Origin of the sequence: Algihabitans sp. (genome assembly GCF_965226985.1) — a bacterium.
Lineage (GTDB): Bacteria > Pseudomonadota > Alphaproteobacteria > Kiloniellales > DSM-21159 > Algihabitans.
In genome coordinates this window covers 2948481-2967719 of the sequence record NZ_OZ245712.1, presented here as the reverse complement: position 1 = coordinate 2967719, position 19239 = coordinate 2948481, and the positions used below count along the sequence as shown (strand labels likewise).

Here is a 19239-nt window from a genome sequence, read left to right as displayed (position 1 = left end):
GGCGAGGGTGCCGCGAGACTTTCACAATCATCATCCAGGGGATACAGACTCATGAATGTGAGTGAACGCCATGTGTGAACTGGGCTTCATGATCGCTTCGACCGCCGCTGCCCTGGGCAGCGCCGCCATGCAGATGCAGGCGCAGAGTCAGCAGGCGGCGGCGCAACGCGCCTCCCTCAACTATCAGAGGCAGGTTTCGGAGAACAACGCCCGCACCTCCGAGGCGCTGGCCGAGGACGCCCGGCAACGGGGCCGGGCGCAGGAGCGGGCGCAGCGGATGCAGACCCGGCAGCTGCTGGGTCGGCAGCGCGCCGTGCTGGGAGCCACCGGGCTGCAGGCGGACAGCGGCTCTGCTCTGGACATCCTGGGAGATACGGCGGCCTTGGGCGAACTGGACGCCCTGCAGATCCGCGACAACGCCACGCGGGAAGCCTGGCGCTTCCGGGTGCAGGCCTCAAACGATCAGGCCCAGGCGGACCTGTTCGGTCTGGAGGCCAGTCACGTCCAGGGCGCCTCTCCGGCGCCTCTGTTGAGCGCGTTGGGGACCGTCTCGGACCGCTGGTACGGCTACGGTAAAGATAACGGCTGGTGGTCGACGTGACGGGGAGTCTCACGTCTTCGGTCGACGGCTTGTCCGGCCGCTCCGAGCTTTCATCGGTGGAGGAGGCTGAGAGGGCTGTCGAAACGAAGCTGCCACCTGGTGCGGCGGATAGGGAGGACACCGATGGCGCACTGCCGAATAGGCCTTGTTCTAAGACCGCGATCTAAGCCTGCCTAGGCGCGGAACCACGGTCGACCGGCCGAGCAAGTCATCGGTGAGGCTCTGGAAGCCGGGTTGCTGAGGTTATTCCCGTTTGACGTGTATTACGGGCCTGAGTAGACTGGTTGAATGACACCAGCCAAGACCTTGAGAGTTAAACGATGAGACTCAGAGTTCTCGTTCTCGGGGCCCTCCTCGTTCCCGCAGTGGGTATCTTCGCGCTGGCGGCCACGAGTTTATCCCTCTCCTGCTATACCTACCGCTATACCGTGGTGAACCTGACGAGGGGCGACATTGAGCTTAGCCTCATGAACCTTGGTCACGAACGTGCGCGCTTTTCTGTTCCCTACGTGGCAGGCGTCTTCGAGGTGGATGCACCGCTATTTGGACACTTTAAAGCCGTGGCCCGCCTTTCGAGCGGTAAAACAGTCAGCCTGGAGGCGGAGGAGTACATCTTTGTTGGGGATGGCTTGAAGGGCCTCTCATGGATCGATGAGCTCGTCATTGTCGTGATGGAGGATGAAATCGCCCTTCGGCAGCTTCGCTTCGGTCCCTTCGCCGATGGAGAGCGAGGTCTTCTGAACGCACTCAGGCATGATGACGAATTGTGGAGCGAACTGCAGAAGGTCGTACGCTGCGCCGACAAAAGACTATTCAACTCTGCCCCCATCTTCTGACGTTAAAGCCGGAGGCTCGCTCCGAACTATAAGCCTCCGTCTTTCGGCAGAGCCAGTGTCGGTCATGTCTAAAGGCCCTCAATCGAGGCTGGGCCGCCGCATCCGGATTTGTTCCAAGCTTTCTGGGTCATCCGCAGTGACGACATAGGCCGGCGGGAGATCATGACCCGTACGACCCAGGTTATCATCGTTTACCTATAACCGCATGGTGGTGGGCGGGGCGTCGATCGAGGGACGGCAGTAGGATAGCAGCCTGGCGGCACCGCGCTGTCGAGCTGCAACACCGTCCGTTCCCCAACGATTTTGGACGTCTCCTGAGGTGAGGTGCGCGATCTGTCGTCCGCCGGTCAGGCGCGGCTCTCTCTCTCTCTCTCTCTCTCTCTCTCTACCTTCACGCGACATTCGAATTCCCGACCGCGGCGTCTTCCGGGCGCCGGGACTGCCGAGGTTCGCCTAGCGGGGCCTCCGCGGTTCCTGCCCGGTTTCGCGCGGTCTCCGCTCGGTTCTCGCGCGGTCTCTGGGCGACTTCGGCGCGGCTCTCGCGCGGCGCCAGCGTGCCGGGGCGCGACGCACTCATCACGAAAGGGCCAGACCATGGTCGATGCCAAGACGCTCTATCCGACAACGCCGAGCCGCGACGCGGAGCCAGGCCGACCGGATGGAGGAGACGCAGGACGGGACCGCGAAGAGACCCAGCCGCTGGATCTCGCGATCCGGGGCACCCAGCGCGGTCTCGGCGATCCGCAGCCGCCGACGGCGAAGCAGGCTGTGCGGGGGCAGGGGGCCGAGATGCCTGGAGGCGAGGCCGATGAGACGGCGCCCAACAGGGCCAGCGAGTCTGCTGGCGCGCAGGCGCCCGATACGGCGGAGCTGACGCCCGAGCAGCGCACGGCCTTGTTCTACACCGCGCCGGACGGACCCGTCGCGACGGCGGGGCAGGTCTCCCTGGGGCTCGCGGGCTTTTTCGACGGGCTGCAGGCCAGCCTGGCGGACGCGCCGGAGCGCCGGGACCAGGCCGCCGAGGCCGAACGGAGGCTGCCGGCGGCCCTCAGCGCGGCCGGTCTGGCGGCCGGCGACCTGCGCGAGCTGACCGGCCTGATGGAGAGCTACCTGCGGACGGCTGGGGACGCGGAGAAGGCCGAGGCGACCCCGAGCGAGGAGACGGAACGGAGACAACAGCGGGACTACGCCCGCGCCGAGGCGAAGCTGCGCGAAACCTTCGGGCCGCGCGCCGGACCGCTGCTCGCCGACGCCCGCGCCGCCGTCGCGCTGGTCGAGCGCCGGAGCCCCGGCTTCAGGGACTGGCTGGACGCGACCGGGGCCGGCAACGACCCGCGTATCCTGCGCGCCGCCATCCGCGCCGGCCGCCGCCTGCGTGGGGAGGGTCGTCTCTAGTGCGCGTGCCCCGCGTTACCGAACAGCTGGTGGCGATCGCGCCGCTGCCCCACGCGCGTCAGCAGCTCAGCGTTTCCGCCGACACCTTCGGCGCGCAGCGCGCCCGGCGCCTGTCCCAAGGCGCGGAGGGGCTGGCGGAGGCCGGCGACGCGCTCGCCCGCGTGGCCTTCGAACGTCAGGCGGATCGGATCGAGGGGGAGGCCGAGGCGGCCTTCGCCCGCTGGCAGGTCGCGGCCACCGACACCCTGGCCGGCTATCGCGGCCTGCAGGGCGGGGACGCGGTCGGCGCCTACGAGGCGGCCCATGCGGAGCTGACCGGTCTGCAGGAGCGGATCGGCAGCGAGCTTGGCGGAGGCCGCGGCAGGGGTGGTGGTGGCGGGGGCCGGGCTCATCACCTCTTCATGGGACAAGTCGCCAACCGGCAGCCGGCCTTCCTGGCTGGACTGGAGCGGCATCGCGACGCCCAGTCTCAGGTCTACCGCAGCGCCGCGATGGAGGCGCGCCTGCAGTCGGCGGTCGCCGCCGGCCTGGCCGACCCCCTGCTGGGTCCGGGGGCGGAGCTGGAGATCCAGGCCTTGGCCCAACAGCAGGGCGAGGCACTGGGCCTGCCGCCCGAGGCGGTCGAGGCCATCGGGCTCGGCTACGTCTCCCAGATCCATCTTGGCAGGCTGGAGGGCCTGCTGACCGAGGGGCGGGCCGCGGAGGCGCGCGCCTACCTGGAGACCTACGGGCCGGGGATGACCCCCGCCGACCGCCAGCGGCTCGATACGAAGACTAAGGCGGCCGAGTTCACCGCCGAGGTCACGGCGCTGTCCCAGGCCATCGCGAGCGGCGGCCCGCTGCCCGCCTTCGCGAGAGAGCGGGAGGTGGACACCGATGCCGCCACGAGCCGGGGCGGCGGCGGTGACGGCAGCGACGAAAGCAACAGGAGGAGTGACGGGAACGGCGACAGCGGTGTCGATAGGTCCTCGGCCGATCCCAATTCCAACGACGCGACACTGCAGGGTGCGCCCGCCGAGGTCGAGCCTTCGGTGTCCGCTCCCGGTTCCCCTGCCGCTTTCGGTCCCCGTGCGACGGCGGCGCAGGCGAAGGCGGCCGCGCAGGCGGAGCTGTTGGCGGGCAGCCCGGAGGCGGCGCCGCATGAGCTTCATCGGGATCGCATGGCACGTCTAGCCAAGGTGGAGACCGAGAACCCGCAGGTGCTGGGCGGCGCGGCGGACGAGCTGACGGCGGCCTACGAGCGCGAGACGGCGGCGCTGCAGGCGGACAAGGCGACGGCGCAGGCGGAGATCGCACGCAGTCTGCGCTCCGGCGCGGCCACGCCCGCCAGCCTGCCGCCCGACCTGGCGGCGGTGCTGAGCGGGGAGGAGCAGGCGGAGCTGGAGGACTGGTGGCGCGACGGCCTGCGGGTCGCGCCCGACGCGGCGCTGTTCGAGGCGCTGCACCAGTCTCCCGCTGCCTTCGAGGATATCTCGCTGGAGTACCCCCGGATCGCCCGGCATCTGAGTCCGGAACAGCAGGCCCTTGTGCGCCGCCGGCGGGAGGAGACCGGAACGCCGGGCGCGCCCGGTGCCGCGACGGGCGAGGGAGCGACTGCCGGCGACCGGGTCCGTCTCGCTGGTTTGGATGAGACCTTGGAAGAGGCGGGCTTCGACGCCTGGGCCGAGGGCCTTGACGGCCCCTGGGGCGTCAAGCGCCGTCGCGTCGGCACGTTGCCGGACGACCCCGACCCGCGCGAGACGCAACTCGCCGTCGGCCTCTTCGGGGACGACGGGGGAGACGGCGGCGGTCGGGATGGCGGCGAGGGAGAGACCTCGCCTCAGCAGAGCGCTCAGGATGCGGAGATTGAAGCGGCCGAGACCGATGTAGAAGACACAACACAAGAGGAGCAGGAAACCACTGTCCTCGACGGGATCAAACTCCTTCCGAACGCGGCGGCGGAGGAACTCTCGCGCATTCAGAAGGAACTGGCCGAGCGTACGGACCTTTCCGAAGAAGAGATCGAGGCCTATGGGCGCGATATCTTGAAGCTGACGCCGGGTCTGGGGGAGGTTCTCTCCGCCCAGGATGCGGTGGACGCATTGCGTGCAGCGCGGGAGGCTCTGGTCAACAAAGACTTCCAAGCGGCCCTCTCCTCAACCGCCGAGGGGCTTGTGGAACTCGGCGGAGCTATTCCCTTTCTTGGCAAACTGGTGCGCGGTGGAAAGATCGGTCTCCGCGTCGCGCGCGACCTGGCCAAGCGTCTCGGCAGGACCAGCCTCGGGCGCGGGCTGCGGCAGAAAGCCAACAGGGACGACAGGCGCCCGGAAGGTCAATTGCCGGCCGGCAGCGTGGCCAGGATCAACACGCCAAATGGCGTGAAGGCTGATGTCGATACCTTCGAGGCCACACATCGCCATTTGGAGCGGCTATATGATATTGCAGAGGACGTTAGTGTTCGGCATGTCGATGCCGTTTCCGGTCTCCTCCACGGTGGCCGGCTGAATACCCGCGTCGAGTCTGGTAAGGAGATCGTCAACATCGATCATCTTGGCGGTCGCGCGGCAGCAGAGGCGGCATTCCGTGAAGCGATAGGCAAGGCCGGCGGCAAGCTGTCGGAAGTCCGGCCTTGGCCGAGAGGCGGTGTGGCCTGGGAGGCTCCCGATGGAACCAAGTATCGTTTATACTGGTCCGAAGATCACGGTGAGACCGTTCTTGTAGCTATACCTTCGCCGCGTGCGCCGGTGTCCGTCAAGGAATGGCAACTGAAACTACGCTATCTGGAATCCCAAAAAACCCCTTCAGTGGATTAGCTCCGATGAATAAAGATGACGAAAAGTTACAGTGGCTTATGCCGGAGGCGGAGGCGCAGCCGGTATGGGATCTCTTCGCGCGGATCTTCCAGTCCGTTCCCAAGCACTGGAGCGAACCGATCGGCCTCGATCCGCCCTTCTTCACCCAGTCTCACTGGACCGTGGTAGGGCTCGTCAACAATCTCAATAGCCTGGCCTTTCCCGAAGAAGAACCGGAAGATCAAAGCGACGATATCTTCGCGCCCTACGAATTCTACGAAAAGGATGAGCTCGGGCCGCTGCTCGACATTATGGCTGAGGAGGGGGAGCAGACGCTCTACTTCACCGACGCCTCCTTTCAGATTCCGGGACCGGTCCAAGCGGCTGTTGCTAGCCGGAAGGGACTGCAGGCGGCAAACCTGGCGCTGCACGCGACCCAGGTTGGCTACGGAATTCCAATCAACTTCGTTTTCGGCGACACTGAGCGCTGGGGGCTCTATATCAGCGAGGACAACGTCGCCATGCTTGGGGGCGAGCCGGAGCTGATGGAACGCTATCTGCCTCTCGTCGGTGGACTGGAGTTCCTGCAACATCGCTTTGCGGACCGAATAGGTGCAGAAGCTAATCCCAGTAGTAGCCATTATCGGCTTCGCACGGCTCGGTCTTACCGGAACCGGTACGCCGCCATGCGTTGGGACTGGCCCTTCCCGGAGCCGCCGCCTGCGCCAACGCCGGAAGCTTAGAGCGGTGCGGTATGCTCTTCCGTGCGGCTTCGCCAGGTCTGCTTGTCTCGTCGTCAGAGCCTGCACTTTGGTTGCAATTCTGGATCTGAGCTGAGGATTCCTCGGCTGCCGTCACCGACGGTAAGTCGGGTGACGTAGTAGAGTGACCAGAAGGCCGTTTTCGCCCTTCACGTGACAGAAGCGCGGCGGACGAGCTGACGGCGGCCTATGAGCGCGAGACGGCTTCGTTGCTGGCGGACAAGGCGACGGCGCAGGCGGAGATCGCACGCAACCTGGGCTCCGGCGCGGCCACGCCCGCGAGCCTGCCGCCGGACCTGGCGGCGGTGCTGAACGGGGAGGAGCAGGCGGAGCTGGAGGACTGGTGGCGCGACGGCCTGAGGGTCTCGCCCGACGCAGCGCTGTTCGAGTCGCTGCACGCGCTGTTTCCCGCCTTCCCGGAGGAAGTCTCCCTGGAGTCCCCCCGGATCGCCCGGCATCTAAGCCCGGAACAGCAGGCCCTTGTGCGGCGCCGGCGGGAGGAGACAGGAACGCCGGGCGCGCCCGGTGCAGCCACGGGCGAAGGAGCGGCCGCCGGCGACCGGGTCCGTCTCGCTGGTCTGGATGAAACGTTGGAAGAGGCAGGCTTTGACGCCCGGGCCGAGGGCCTTAACGGCCCCTGGGGCGTCAAGCGCCGCCGCGTCGTCACGCTGCCGGACGACCCTGACCCGCGCGAGACGCAACTCGCCGTCGGCCTCTTCGGAGACGACGGGGGTGAAGGTGAAGAGCCGGAAGAGCCCGGAGAAGAGGCTGTCGACGCGGTCGAGCCCAAAGCTTTCACGGTCAATGAAGACGAGGCCAGCGAACTCGACCGTATTATGAGAGAGCTGGCCGAGCGCAGCGATCTCTCGGAAGAGGAAATCGAAAGCTACGGTCGCGACATTCTGAAACTCGTCCCCGGCTTGGGAGAGGTTCTCTCGGCACAGGATGCCTACCAAGCATTCCGTGCGGCAGAAGAGGCGTTGAACGACCGAAACTTCTATGCGGCTTTGGAAGCTGCGGCATTGGGTCTGGTCGAACTGGCGGGCGCGGCTCCCATCGTTGGGAGGTTGGCTAGACTTGGCAAGATCGGTCTGCGCGCGGCCTGGCGAATCGCACGGAACGTTCGCTATAGGCGAACTGCACAGTCCATCCGCCAGAGAGATACAAATCTCGGCAAAGACATCTCCGATGAGGACGTCGCCCGGAGCATTGACGAGAGAGCCCTGAAAGGTACGCGGTCGCGGAGAGAGCTTCCCTCTGGCTTTAGCGGCTTCGTTGAAAAACCGAATGGTGTGACAGCTTGGTTCGAGTATTCTAAGCAAAGCATCAAACTGATTAGGCGGTTAAACCGCGCAATTGAGGACGTGAGTCCACCCAATGCTAAGGCTGTTTCAAGTTTGATCGACGGTGCAGTCGTTTCGACTAAGGACAGTTCTCACAATCACATCGTCAATATCGAACGCGATGGAGGTCGCTCCGCAGCGGAGGCGGCATTTTATCGAGCATTGGAAGAAGCGGATGCAGACCTGACAGATGTGCGACCTCACAAAAAAGGGGGCGTTTTCTGGCGATCGCCTGACGGCACACAATACCGCCTCTACCACTCTAACGATAATGGCGACACGGTCCTCATGATCGTCCCTTCAGCGCGTGCTCCAGCTTCGAAACGTGGTAGATTTTGGGAGATCAAGATAAGATTTTTGAATGAACAGACAGGGCGTCCGAGGTAATTGCTATGAATACAGAAAGAGACAATGAGAAAAAACTGCACTGGATTATCCCAGTAGAGGAAAGTCAGAGGGTTTGGGATATTTATGCCCGAGTTTTTTCCGCGAGACCTCTTACACGTGATAGCCTTACCGATGGAAGCCCACCCTTTTTTGTCGACCCGAGTTGGAAGATAGTCGGTTTGGTCAACGATCTGACGGGTTTGGCTTCCCGTCCCTACGCGCCAACCGAGGTGCGTGACGGATCGCTGACATGGGAAGACTGGCGATTCTTCATGGAAAACGATTTCGATCTGGACCGTGGCGGCTTCTACGAACGTGATGAACTCGGACCGCTACTCGACATAATGGCTGAGGAGGGGGCGCAGAGCCTCTACATTACAGATGCCGTATACCAGATTCCAGAGCCGGTACAGGCTGGAGTGGCGAGCCGGGCCGGCCTCGAATCCGCAGTTGAAGCGATCAGCGACGAGCCGTGGTACGACGGACTACTATTTAATTTCGTGTTCGACAATACGGGTCGCTGGGGACTCCGCATTCACGAGGATAACATTGCGTTTCTGGGCGCGGCTCCTGATCTCATGGAGAGATACTTGCCTGCAGTCGGGGGGTTGGAATTTTTACAGAAACGTTTCGCTAGTCATATCCGAGAAGATTTTATGTCAGGGGAGGAAATCAGTCGCTTTTCTGTGGCACAGGCGTTTCGCCGCGAGTACGCCTACATGGACTGGCCTTGGCCCTTTCCGGAGCTGCCCATTTAGTCGGCAATTTACCCTTTGAAGCGAGAGTATGACGTCGAGCATTTGCCCGGTTGCTTAAGTTTTTCGTGTAGTTAGCCGATCTCTCAACTCTACCGCTTTTCAACTGTTTTCATCTTCGTAACGGTTTTCGACCCCTCTCCAGATGAGACGCTGGCGGAGGCGGACCTCACTGCCCGGGCCGACAGCCCTGATGGGGCCTGGGGCATCAAGCGCCGTCGCGTCGGCACGCTGCCGGACGACCCCGACCCCAGCGAGACGCAACTCGCCGTCGGCCTCTTCGGAGACGACGGGGGAGAGGGCGGCGGTCGGGACGGCGGCGAGAGCGGTCGGTTCGGGGACGAACCGGAACGGGCCGTACCCTCCGAAGAGCCGCCACAGGATGCGGCCGCCGATCCGCAAGCTGTGCCGAGCGAGGGCCTTGAGGAAGACGCTGCTTTCGACGAGGCGGCGGCCGAGGCGCTTGCGGACCTGATCGAGCAGGCGGCCGATCTGACCGGCTTGTCGGAAGAGCAGGTCGAGTTGTTGGGCCGCGAGGCGCTGAAGTTTATCCCTGGTGTCGGGGCGCCTCTGTCGTACCAGGACGGTGTCGAGGCTCTGTCCCAAGCGCGGCGTGCGCTCGACGATGAAGACTACTGGGCGGCGCTATTGGCGGCCAGCGAGGGACTGATCGAGCTTGCCGGGATCGTCCCCGGCCTGGGGCCGGTCGCCCGTGGCGCCAAGGCAGTCGGTAAGACAGTCGGACGCGCGGCGCTCGATATCCTCGGGCGGGTCCGCAGAACGCGGCGCGGCCGGGAACTGGCGCGCACGAAGACGCCGGGCGGTCCGACCGCCCGCATGCCGGACGGCAGCGTTGCACGGCTCCGCACCAGGTCGGGCGCAGAGGCTGATGTTAGAACGTCAGGGCAGCGTCTGGACGCGGTTCAACGTCTTACGACTATGATGCGCTATCTAAGGCCATCTGACGAGGTATCGATAACGGGCTTGATCCGGGGTGGACAGTTAGATAGCGCGTCGCGTGCAGGTGAGAACGTAGTCAACATCCAGCGCAGCGGCGGCGCCCTTGCGGCCGATGTGGCTTTCGAGCGAATCGTACGGGAGCAGGGCGGTACTTTAGGAGATGTAGAGATAAAGGACGGCGGTGCTCTGCGTCTCTTTACGACGCGAGACGGAACCACCTATACACGAAGGCTGAGTACGAAGAGGAACGGTGAGACCGTTTCAGTTATCGTGGTGGCTCCGGGCGCCAATGAGAGAAGTCGGTTCGATATCAAAGTTCGTTTTGGCGATTAGGAGGCGCCACGGTGAAGACGAGAACTTCCAATGGCATTCAACTTCAAGCCCTGGACTCCGGCGAGAGCTTGAGTCAGGCCATGACGCGCTTCGGCCAGGTCTTCCTGCTCGACGAGAATGGCGAGCTGAACGACCACACAATCTTCCCGAAGGACCAGCCTCTGCGGATTTTTCGTGACCGGAGTTGGCAGGTGGTCGCTCTGGCTGGCGACTTATTTGCTCTATGTACCGAAGACGATCTGCAGGATGAATCCGCCGAGTACCGGGACATTCATGCGCGCGACCACCTGAAACCACTCATTGGTATTCTTCAGGAACGGCGGACTCCGCATATCTACATGACCTACTGTCTCAGCTTGGATGACTTTGAGACCTTGCTGATTCCGCCACAGCGCGAGGCTATGAATGCCGCTTGGTTGAGCGACGACTTGCATTTCATGCTCTGTTGCTTCGCCGTCGATGACCGTGCGGACTGGGGTTTGGTGATTGACAATGATGAAGTGTATCTCGGCGGCGAGCCGGCCTTTATGGAGCGGTTCATCTCGGAGTCTGGTGGAAAGGACGAGCTGAGCCGGATTTTTTCGCTCTACATCGACGGTGCGGTGATACCGGGGGAGTCCGCCTACCACCCAGGCGATGCTCGTTTCTATCGCTGTCTCTACACCTACTGCGGCTGGGACTGGCCCTTCCCGGAGCCGCCGCCTGGGCCTACGCCGGCAACCTAGCGCGGTTCAGCATGCTCTTCCGTGCGGCTCCGGCAAGTCTGCTTGCCTTGTCGTGAGAGCTCGCACTCTGGCTGCAATTCTAGATTTGAACTGAAGATTCCTCTGCTGCCGTCCCGAGGGTAAGTCGGGTGACGCAGTAGAGTGACCAGAAGGCCGTTCTCGCCCCTCACGTGACAGAGGCGCTGCGGACGAGCTGACGGCGGCCTACGAGCGCGAGACGACGGCGCTGCAGGCGGACAAGGCGACGGCGCAGGCGGAGATCGCACGCAGTCTGCGCTCCGGCGCGGCCACGCCCGCCAGCCTGCCGTCGGACTTGTCGGCGGTGCTGAGCGGGGAGGAGCAGGCGGAGCTGGAGGACTGGTGGCGCGACGGCCTGCGGGTCGCGCCCGACGCGGCGCTGTTCGAGGCGCTGCACGCGCTGTTTCCCGCCTTCCCGGAGGAGGTCTCGCTAGAGGCCGCAGGAATCGCCCGGCATCTGAGCCCGGAACAGCAGGCGCTTGTGCGGCGTCGGCAGGCGGAGACCGGAACGCCAGGCGCGCCCGCTGCCGCGACGGGCGAAGGAGCAGGCGCGGACAGTCGGGTTCACCTCGCCGTATTGGATGAGACGCTGTCTCAGGCGGGCTTCGACACCTGGGCCAAAGATCGAAGATCTCCACACGGCCGTCGAGGATACCGGCGACCTTCACGCGGAGGCACTTTCAGGTTTGGTTGATGGCGCGCGCCTGACCACACTCGACAAAGCGAGGTCGAACATTGTCAATCTGGATCAGCTCGGAGGACAAGCAGATGCGCTCGCGGCCTACCATCGATCAATCCGTGCCGCTGGCGGGCGCCTCGAGGAGATCGGCCGGAATGACAGGGGGAATCCCACCTGGACGTCTTCGGATAGTGTAACCTATGAATTCTATAACTCTCCGACGAATGCCGATACGGTGATTGCGATTGTCCCCTCGCAGCGTGCGCCGACGAGGGGAGAGTGGGAATTGAAGGTGCGCTTCCGCACGCGCCGAAGCGACGAAGGACAAACTAAGTGATGGAAGAGCGAGATAGGCGACAAAAGCGCGCGTCCGTCCGGTTCGAACTCGCCGGGGCGGAAGCGGAGGAGGGCTGGCGCATCGCCGCACAGATCTTTCTGGAGAGGCACCCCGCCGAGCGCGAGTTCATCGAACTGGAAATCCCCTTCTTCCGCTCGCCAGAGTGGACCGTCGTTGCGCTGGTCAACGATCACTGGGGGCTGGCCGATCCGGCCGACGGGCCGGGGCCGGAGGCGCGTTGCTATGAGCGCGACGAGTTGAGTCCCCTGCTCGACCTGGCGCGGCAGCAGGGCAGCGAGAGACTCTATTTCTGCGACTCCACGTTACCCGAGGCCAGCCCTTTGTTCAGCTGCGAGCCGACCCTCGAGGCGCTGTCGCAGACCATCAAGCTCGCTCAGAAGAGCGCCGGCCATACCTTCGGCTATCTGACCGCCTTCCTGTTCGATAACACCGGCCAATGGGGCATCTATGTTCAGGAGGGGGAGATCACCTTCGTCGGTGGCGAGGCGGAGCTGATGCGGCGCTACGTCGCGCGAATCGGCGGCGTGGAACTGCTGCAGGGCCGTCTTGAGAGCTTCTACTCGGAAACCCCGATTGGCGCCGGCAAGGGCCAACGCAGCTTCACCAGCAGTAAGAACGCGGTCCCCGTGATGCGTGAGTATGCCTACCTTCGCTGGCCCTGGCCCTTCGATTGGGGGCCTTTGTGGCCTTGACGATTCCTTTAACTACCAAGGTGGGCTCCGGCTAGCTGACGTCTTCTGATGAAGATGCGGAGTGGGTGGGCGGGCTGAGCCATGTCCATCGACACGGCTCTGGAGTCTGCGGAACAGCCCGAGACGTAGACGCGTCTGCGCGCGCCCGTCTCCCATCGTCTTCAAGGCAGTCTTCCTGGAGACCCAACGGTTCGTCCAGCATATGAGCTGGGAGTAACACAGCCTGGTATGGCCTCGGCGGGAGGAGAACCGCTCGCGGGGCGCGCCCGGCGTCGCGACGGGCGAGCTAACAGGCAAGGGCGACCGGGCTCATCTCGCCGCATTGGATGGGACGCTGGAGGAGGCGGGCCTCACCGCCCGGGCCGACAGCCTTGATGGCCTCCGGGGCGTCAACCGCCGTCGCGTCGGCACGTTGCCGGACGACCCCGACCCGCGCGAGACGCAACTCGCCGTCGGCATCTTCGGAGACGACGGGGGAGACGGCGGCGGTCGGGATGGCGGCGAGAGCGATCAGTCCGGGGGCGAACTGGAACAAGCCGGACCGTCGGAGGAGCCGCCACAGGATACGGCCGCTGATCCGCAAGCTGCGCCGACGGAGAGCCTTGAGGAAGACGCTACTTTCGATGAGGCGGCAGCCGAGGCGCTCGCGGACCTGATCGAGCAGGCAGCCGATCTGACCGGCTTGTCGGAAGAGCAGGTCGAGCTGTTGGGCCGCGAGGCGCTGAAGTTTATCCCTGGTGTTGGGGCGCCTCTGTCCTACCAGGACGGTATTGAGGCTCTGGCCCAAGCGCGGCGTGCGCTCGACGATGAAGACTACTGGGCGGCGCTATTGGCGGCCAGCGAAGGAGTGATCGAGCTTGCCGGGATCGTCCCCGGCCTGGGACCTGTCGCCCGTGGCGCCAAGGCGGTCGGCAAGACAGTCGGACGCGCGGCGCTCGATATCCTCGGGCGGGTCCGCAGAACACGGCGCGGCCGGGAGTTGGCGCGCACGAAGACGCCGGGCGGTCCGACCGCGCGCATGCCGGATGGCAGCGTTGCACGGCTCCGCACCAAGTCGGGCGCCGAGGCTACGGTCGAGACATCGGGTCAGCGCCTGGACATCATTCGGCGCCTTGAGAGCGTGATCGGTTATGTCAGGCCGTCCGACGAAGTGTCGATAACGGGCCTGCTCCGGGGTGGGCGCCTGCGCCATGTCGCAGGAACGTCTGGGAATAGGGTGAATATCCAGCGCCGCGGCGGTGTCGCAGCCGCCGATGCTGCCTTCGAGCGGATTATACGGGAACAGGGCGGTACTTTAGGAGATGTAGAGATAAGGGACGGTGGTATTCTGCGTCTCTTTACGACGCGTGACGGAACCACTTATACACGAAGGCTGAGTACGAAGAAGAACGGTGAGACCGTTTCAGTTATCGTGATAGCGCCGGGCGCCAATAGAAGTAATCAATTCGATATCAGAGTCCGTTTCGAGGGTGAGGGCATAGTACGATGAAGACCAAAGTCTCCAACGGCCTCGAGCTGCAGATCTTGGAGCCTGCAGAGAGTTGGGATCGTGCTATGCCTCTTTACGGCCAAATCTTCGGCCCCGATAACGACGGTGGTTTGAACATTCTGGAGATATTTCCGCGCAATAGGCCACCTCGCATTTTTCGAAATCCAGCCTGGCAGGCTGTGGCACTTGTCGGTACAGCGCTATCTCTCGAAGACGAAGAGCCACTACCCGGTCTGGTCGAGTTGTACCGCGACCTTCACGGGCGAGACCATTTGGCGCCGTTACTGCGCATCCTGCAGGAGCGAGGAACGCCACACTTCTATCTTGCCTATGCTAGCCCGCCCGATCAGATGCACACTCTGCTCGTACCGCCACGGCGGCTGGAACTAGACGCGGCTTGGTTAAGCGACATTCTGCACAGCGTGCTTCCTTGTTATGCGACCGATGATCGGGCGGACTGGGGGTTGGTAATTGACGAAGACACAATGTATCTCGGCGGTGAGCCGGAGTTGATGCGTAGGTTCGTTGCCGAGTCTGGTGGGATGGAGGAACTGGTCCGTATTTTTTCGCTTTATATTGTCGAATACGTGACACCTGGTGAACAGGACTACGACGGCGTTGCGGCCCGCTTCTATCGCCGTCTCTACACCTACTGCGGCTGGGAGTGGCCCTTCCCGGAGCCGCCGCCTGCGCCAACGCCGGAAGCTTAGAGCGGTGCGGTATGCTCTTCCGTGCGGCTCCGCCAAGTCTGCTTGTCTCGTCGCGAGAGGCCGCACTCTGGTTGCAATTCTGGATCTGAGCTGAGGGTTCCTCGGCTGCCGTCACCGACGGTAAGTCGGGTGACGTAGTAGAGTGACCAGAAGGCCGTTTTCACCCCTCACGTGACAGAAGTGCGGTGGACGAACTGACGGCCGCCTACGAGCGCGAGATGGCTTCGCTGCAGGCGGACAAGGCGTAGTTGTTGCCGCAGTCTGACTGCATGCCGACGGCTCGCATCGCTCTCTCCAGCATCTTTGGCAAAATTGGAAAGGGAGGTGAGATGTCTCTCGCTACTGGTAGGCGTGAGGCCTCGATCATGGCCGCGCATCGCGATGAGAATCCTGGCTCGACTTTGGACTCAGGCAAGGCTTCGACCCAGGCTGGCGAAGCACCCGCCAGGGATCCGGCGGCCGACTCGGGCGCGCAGGATCCGCAGTGGGAGGCGGCCCTGGCGCGGGCACGCTGGGTCGCGCGTCTCGGGCGGCGCAGACGGCGCCCCGACGGGACGCACGAGGACTGGCTAGAGCCAGCGCAACGCGCCGAACTGGAGCGGCGCGGACGCTTGCGCTTGGCCTTTTACAGGGCTGCGGATGCCTTTGCCGCGCGCGAGGGGCGTGCGCCGGACAAGTCAGAACAGCATCGGCTGCTCGCGCAGGTGATCGCGGACGAGGAGGAGGTTCGGGAGACCTGGAGCCGTGTCTCAACCGCCTTTGCGGAGGGAGAGCCGGAGCTGGCCCGGACGGTGCTGCGGCGTTTCGCGGCCGGCGGTCCACCCCGACCGGCGGCGGAGCCCGAAGCGCCTTCGCAGCGCGCCGCTTCCAGCCCGCGCGAGATGGACCTGGCCGTGGGGCTGTTCGAGGAGGGGGATGCCGTTGGTCCGACAGGAGAAGATCGAGCGTTTCCCGAGGCGCCGGAGCCGGAGCCCGATACCCTTACGGACCCAACGCCTCAGCCCGGTCCGCAGCCTGACGCACAGGAGGCGCCCGATCGGGTGCAGATTCCCGAGGAGGCCGAAGCCCTGATGCGGGATCTGGTAGGCGACGAGCTCTACGATCAGATCTGGTTCGGGCCGATCGAGACCATGGCGCGGGAGATGGACATCGATCTGGAGCTGGTGAAGCGGGCCGGCCCCGAAGGGGCTGTGGCGCTGGCCGCCGTCGCGCTGTACCGGCATTTCAACATCCCGCTGCACAAGAACAGGGTTAACCATCTGGCGGTCGCGCTCGGCCGTCGGGGGCATAAGCAGCTGGAATCCAAGCTGCTCGCCCGGCTGGCGTTTCAGAACTCGCTGGGCCCCCTGCACGAGCCCTATTCCATGACCAATCAGGAACTGCTCGCGGCCAATGAATTCGAAGCCAAGACGCTTGTTTACTGGGAGGCGCTTGCGGCGTCGCTTCGCATCGTGCCCGGAGTTTCGCGCGTCGGTAAGGCGATACCGAGGCTCTTCCTTCACGGTTTCAAGAACAACATCGCTAACCGAAACCGCATCCTGAGGGAGCGTGGGGTCGAGGTGGAGTCTGTGGGGTCGCCGCGCTGAGATCGGATTGCGTGACGTCGCTGGTTCGGACTTGCGGACGGACCGATGTCTTGGGGGAGAACTTCGAGGTGACGTCACCCGGGACGGTTCGGCGTTAAGGCCAGTATCAAGGGCGTCGGCACCAGGACATTCCGGATTCAGCAAGCCGCCGAAGCATGGCCACGTCGTGCACCCAGAGCTGAAGCAGGGGGTAGAGATCGATCGGCGGGGCCGTCTCCGGCCGGAAGCCGATCTGCAGGCGCTGGGCCGTGGCGAACTCCTCGTCCGACATGATCAGCCACATGATCTTGATCGTCGCCTCCGCTCCAAGCTCGCCGCGCGCCGCGGCCGCGACGGCCCAGAGGTGCGCGCGCACCCGGTCGTAGATCACGCCCTCGCCGTGGCTGTAGGCCAGCGCGAGAAAGGCCATGGAAAGCGCATGACCGCCGCGGGCGGCCTTGTCCCACCAAACCAGCGCCAGGCAGGGATCGCGCTGGAAGAACTCTCCGACTTCGTACATCTCGCCTATTCTGTACTGGGCCTCGGGATTTCCCTCGACGGCCAGAGGAAAGAGAAGACGGGCGGCAGTCTCAAAGTCTCCTACGCTGTGCGCGGCCAGTCCTCGCTGTAGGTCCGTCTCGGCAGCGAGCGGATCGGGGGCAAGGAGCGCAAGCGTTGTCAGCAAGGCCAGGGCCAGGCGGGTGAAGGGTCTGCGGCGAAGCGGCATCGGCGATCTCTCCGAAGTCGGAAGACGAGGCAGCGGAAACGAGCGTCGGGTGTGGGCCGCCTGCCGTTCCCCATGAAGAGCTTCGAGAGAGGGCAGGAGCGGCTTTAGAAAACACAGGGGCGTGCTCCATTCGCTTTTCTACCAGGTCGGGAGACGCCTCGATAGCCGTTCGGTCGGTGCCGTGTCGCCCTCCGCGGCTGTTTCAGCCTATGCCAGCGTCAAGCCGGGTTCGGCACCGGTTGGCGCCTTAGACCCCCGTGTGCAAGCAGGGCCGCCTCGAAGATCGCGTAGCACACCTCTCAAATGAGACCATAAGGAGACAGAAGCGTCATGACCGTTCCGACGGAGACGGCGCGCTCGGGCCCCTATCTGGGCAATGGCGCGACCGATACCTTCGCTTACGAATTTCGCATTCAGCAGGACAGCGACCTGCTGGTGACGCGGCTAGACGAGGCCGGGTTGGAAACCGCCTTGAGTCTCGACATCGACTACAGCGTGACCGGGGTGGATCAGCCGGAGGGAGGCGACGTCGTTCTGGCGGCCCCGCTGCCAAGCGGTTTTCGGCTGGTCATCACGCGAGACGTACCGGCAACCCAGGAGGTCGACCTGCAGAACCAGGGCGCCTTCTTCGCGGAGACGATAGAGCGAGCCTTCGACAAGCTGACCATGCTGGCGCAGCAGAACAAGGAAAGCGACGCTCGAACCGTGACCCTGCCGGTGGTCAGCCAGGGCGTGTCGGCGACCTTGCCCGGTGCTGTGGCCGATGCTGTGCTCGGTTGGAACGCAGCTGGAGACGCGCTGGAGAACAAGGTTCCGAACACGGCGGCCTATGTCGTCGCGCCCTTGGCGGGTCTGACGTCGGAGGAGGCGACACAGCTTCTCAACATTGGCTCGACGACGATCAGTGCCGCGCAGTGGCGGTATCTCGGCGCGATGACGGCGCAGCCATTGGAGCCAAGCGCTGAGGCGGGTCGGCTTCGACGGGTTACGACCTTCACCGTGAGTAGCACCTACAGTAAGCCGTCGTGGTTGCGCCTGGCCCTCGTGCAGGTCTGGGGCGCTGGCGGCGGCGGTGCGGCTGGATACGGGACTCAGGGTGCGAGCGGTTCGGGCGGCGGCGGCGGCTTTGCGCAACGGGTGATTCGTGCCTCGCAGATGGCGGCCACGGAGACTGTGACCGTGGGGGCGCAAGGCGTCGGGGGCATCAGCGGGTTCCTCAGCGGTTCCGCTGGAGGTAGCAGCTCCTTCGGGGCGTTCTGCAGCGCGACTGGAGGCGGCGGCGGCATCTACAACGGCTCGGCTAGAGCGGCAGGCGGTCTCGGTGGCTCCGGCACCGGCGGCGACGACAACCGGGACGGCAGTCGCGGCGTGAACGGCAACGGCATCGGTATCTCCATCGGCGGCGGCTCCGCTTTGGGTGGTGAGGGCGGCCTCGGGGTTTACAACGGCACGACCAATTTCGGAGGTGGCTCTGGGCGCAGGCCGGGCGGCGGCGGAGCGAGCGGATTCTCCGGCGGCGGCGGCGGCGGCTCCGGGGGCGGCGGCCTTATCATCGTTAATGAGTATGAGTGAGATCACGATGAAAGCGCTGATCGAGGCAAACGGCCGTATCGCCGAGGTGCGGGCTGACACTTTTCCCGTCGCTGCGCCGCTTCTTTGGCAGGATGTGCCCGAAAGCACAACAACAGTCGATACCTGGGGCGGAGCGCAAGTCATCAAGTACGTGCCGCCGCCGCCGCCGACCGTTGCGGAACTAGCCGCCGCCAAGCGCGGTGAGATCCACAACCGCGCGGCAGCTGAACGCAGTCTGATCGCGCCGAACTACCCGCAGCACGAAATCGATACCTGGGATCAACAGCTACGCGAAGCGACGGTCTACACCGCCGATGCTCAAGCGCCTGTGCCCCTGCTGTCGGCCATGGCGGCGGCACGAGGCTGGACGGTCCAGCAGCTTGCCGCCCGCGTGATGCAGAAGGCCGCCGAATTCGCGGTATCTGGTGGCGAGGTCCTGGGCACCCAGCAGGCTCTGGAGGACAGTCTTGAAGCAATTCTGGCTGATCACGCCGCCGGGACGATCATCGAAGCCGAAGCGCGCATCCGCGTCGCAGCGATAGTATGGCCGGAGGGAGGTTAG

The 19239-nt window shown here is 64.4% G+C and carries 17 protein-coding genes; 16 read left to right on the top strand and 1 reads right to left on the bottom strand.

Going from position 1 to position 19239, the window contains the following annotated elements:
- Positions 1-70: 70 nt before the first annotated feature.
- The 14 genes from ACO054_RS13530 (at position 71) to ACO054_RS13465 (ending at position 16399) form a co-directional block, all read left to right on the top strand.
- Entirely contained in the window at positions 71-601 is a 531-nt protein-coding gene (locus ACO054_RS13530) for a virion core protein, T7 gp14 family (protein ID WP_421707111.1), read from the top strand.
- Positions 602-921: 320 nt separating this feature from the next.
- On the top strand, positions 922-1437 hold the full coding sequence (locus ACO054_RS13525) for a hypothetical protein (RefSeq protein ID WP_421707110.1): 516 nt from the start codon (positions 922-924) through the stop codon (positions 1435-1437).
- A 594-nt stretch (positions 1438-2031) separates the two neighbouring features.
- On the top strand, positions 2032-2832 hold the full coding sequence (locus ACO054_RS13520) for a hypothetical protein (RefSeq protein WP_421707109.1): 801 nt from the start codon (positions 2032-2034) through the stop codon (positions 2830-2832).
- Positions 2832-5624: a hypothetical protein gene (locus tag ACO054_RS13515; RefSeq protein WP_421707108.1), complete on the top strand. Its 2793-nt coding sequence runs from the start codon at positions 2832-2834 to the stop codon at positions 5622-5624. Before ACO054_RS13520 ends, ACO054_RS13515 begins: the two co-directional genes overlap by 1 nt.
- Positions 5625-5629: 5 nt before the next feature.
- Entirely contained in the window at positions 5630-6346 is a 717-nt protein-coding gene (locus ACO054_RS13510; protein ID WP_421707107.1) for a hypothetical protein, read from the top strand.
- A 227-nt stretch (positions 6347-6573) separates the two neighbouring features.
- A complete protein-coding gene (locus ACO054_RS13505; RefSeq protein ID WP_421707106.1) occupies positions 6574-8094 on the top strand; it encodes a hypothetical protein in 1521 nt (506 codons plus the stop codon).
- Positions 8095-8273: 179 nt separating this feature from the next.
- Positions 8274-8852 (top strand): hypothetical protein, encoded by a 579-nt coding sequence (locus ACO054_RS13500; RefSeq protein WP_421707105.1) that lies wholly within the window; start codon positions 8274-8276, stop codon positions 8850-8852.
- A gap of 402 nt (positions 8853-9254) precedes the next feature.
- A complete protein-coding gene (locus ACO054_RS13495) occupies positions 9255-10142 on the top strand; it encodes a hypothetical protein (protein WP_421707104.1) in 888 nt (295 codons plus the stop codon).
- An 11-nt stretch (positions 10143-10153) separates the two neighbouring features.
- Entirely contained in the window at positions 10154-10867 is a 714-nt protein-coding gene (locus tag ACO054_RS13490; protein WP_421707103.1) for a hypothetical protein, read from the top strand.
- A gap of 322 nt (positions 10868-11189) precedes the next feature.
- Positions 11190-11579, top strand: a complete 390-nt coding sequence (locus tag ACO054_RS13485) for a hypothetical protein (RefSeq protein WP_421707102.1) — start codon at positions 11190-11192, stop codon at positions 11577-11579.
- 321 nt (positions 11580-11900) lie between these two features.
- Positions 11901-12614, top strand: a complete 714-nt coding sequence (locus tag ACO054_RS13480; protein WP_421707101.1) for a hypothetical protein — start codon at positions 11901-11903, stop codon at positions 12612-12614.
- A gap of 322 nt (positions 12615-12936) precedes the next feature.
- Entirely contained in the window at positions 12937-14103 is a 1167-nt protein-coding gene (locus ACO054_RS13475) for a hypothetical protein (protein WP_421707100.1), read from the top strand.
- Positions 14100-14813 carry a hypothetical protein gene (locus ACO054_RS13470; RefSeq protein ID WP_421707099.1) on the top strand — a complete coding sequence of 238 codons (714 nt, stop codon included), beginning with the start codon at positions 14100-14102 and terminating at the stop codon, positions 14811-14813. The genes ACO054_RS13475 and ACO054_RS13470 overlap by 4 nt, the downstream gene beginning before the upstream one ends.
- 329 nt (positions 14814-15142) lie before the next feature.
- Positions 15143-16399: a hypothetical protein gene (locus ACO054_RS13465; protein ID WP_421707098.1), complete on the top strand. Its 1257-nt coding sequence runs from the start codon at positions 15143-15145 to the stop codon at positions 16397-16399.
- Positions 16400-16505: 106 nt separating this feature from the next.
- Here ACO054_RS13465 and ACO054_RS13460 read toward each other — a convergent pair whose 3' ends face one another.
- A complete protein-coding gene (locus tag ACO054_RS13460; RefSeq protein ID WP_421707097.1) occupies positions 16506-17105 on the bottom strand; it encodes a tetratricopeptide repeat protein in 600 nt (199 codons plus the stop codon).
- A 330-nt stretch (positions 17106-17435) separates the two neighbouring features.
- On the opposite strand from ACO054_RS13460, the gene ACO054_RS13455 reads away from it, so the two are divergent.
- Together ACO054_RS13455 and ACO054_RS13450 are read left to right on the top strand one after the other, a co-directional pair.
- Entirely contained in the window at positions 17436-18677 is a 1242-nt protein-coding gene (locus tag ACO054_RS13455; RefSeq protein ID WP_421707096.1) for a hypothetical protein, read from the top strand.
- A 7-nt stretch (positions 18678-18684) separates the two neighbouring features.
- Positions 18685-19239 carry a hypothetical protein gene (locus ACO054_RS13450; protein ID WP_421707095.1) on the top strand — a complete coding sequence of 185 codons (555 nt, stop codon included), beginning with the start codon at positions 18685-18687 and terminating at the stop codon, positions 19237-19239.

Coding starts and splice junctions, on each gene's coding strand:
- ACO054_RS13530 (WP_421707111.1), top strand. CDS start 71: ATGTGTGAACTGGGCTTCATGATCGCTTCGACCGCCGCTGCCCTGGGC.
- ACO054_RS13525 (WP_421707110.1), top strand. CDS start 922: ATGAGACTCAGAGTTCTCGTTCTCGGGGCCCTCCTCGTTCCCGCAGTG.
- ACO054_RS13520 (WP_421707109.1), top strand. CDS start 2,032: ATGGTCGATGCCAAGACGCTCTATCCGACAACGCCGAGCCGCGACGCG.
- ACO054_RS13510 (WP_421707107.1), top strand. CDS start 5,630: ATGAATAAAGATGACGAAAAGTTACAGTGGCTTATGCCGGAGGCGGAG.
- ACO054_RS13480 (WP_421707101.1), top strand. CDS start 11,901: ATGGAAGAGCGAGATAGGCGACAAAAGCGCGCGTCCGTCCGGTTCGAA.
- ACO054_RS13470 (WP_421707099.1), top strand. CDS start 14,100: ATGAAGACCAAAGTCTCCAACGGCCTCGAGCTGCAGATCTTGGAGCCT.
- ACO054_RS13465 (WP_421707098.1), top strand. CDS start 15,143: ATGTCTCTCGCTACTGGTAGGCGTGAGGCCTCGATCATGGCCGCGCAT.
- ACO054_RS13460 (WP_421707097.1), bottom strand. CDS start 17,105: ATGCCGCTTCGCCGCAGACCCTTCACCCGCCTGGCCCTGGCCTTGCTG.
- ACO054_RS13455 (WP_421707096.1), top strand. CDS start 17,436: ATGACCGTTCCGACGGAGACGGCGCGCTCGGGCCCCTATCTGGGCAAT.
- ACO054_RS13450 (WP_421707095.1), top strand. CDS start 18,685: ATGAAAGCGCTGATCGAGGCAAACGGCCGTATCGCCGAGGTGCGGGCT.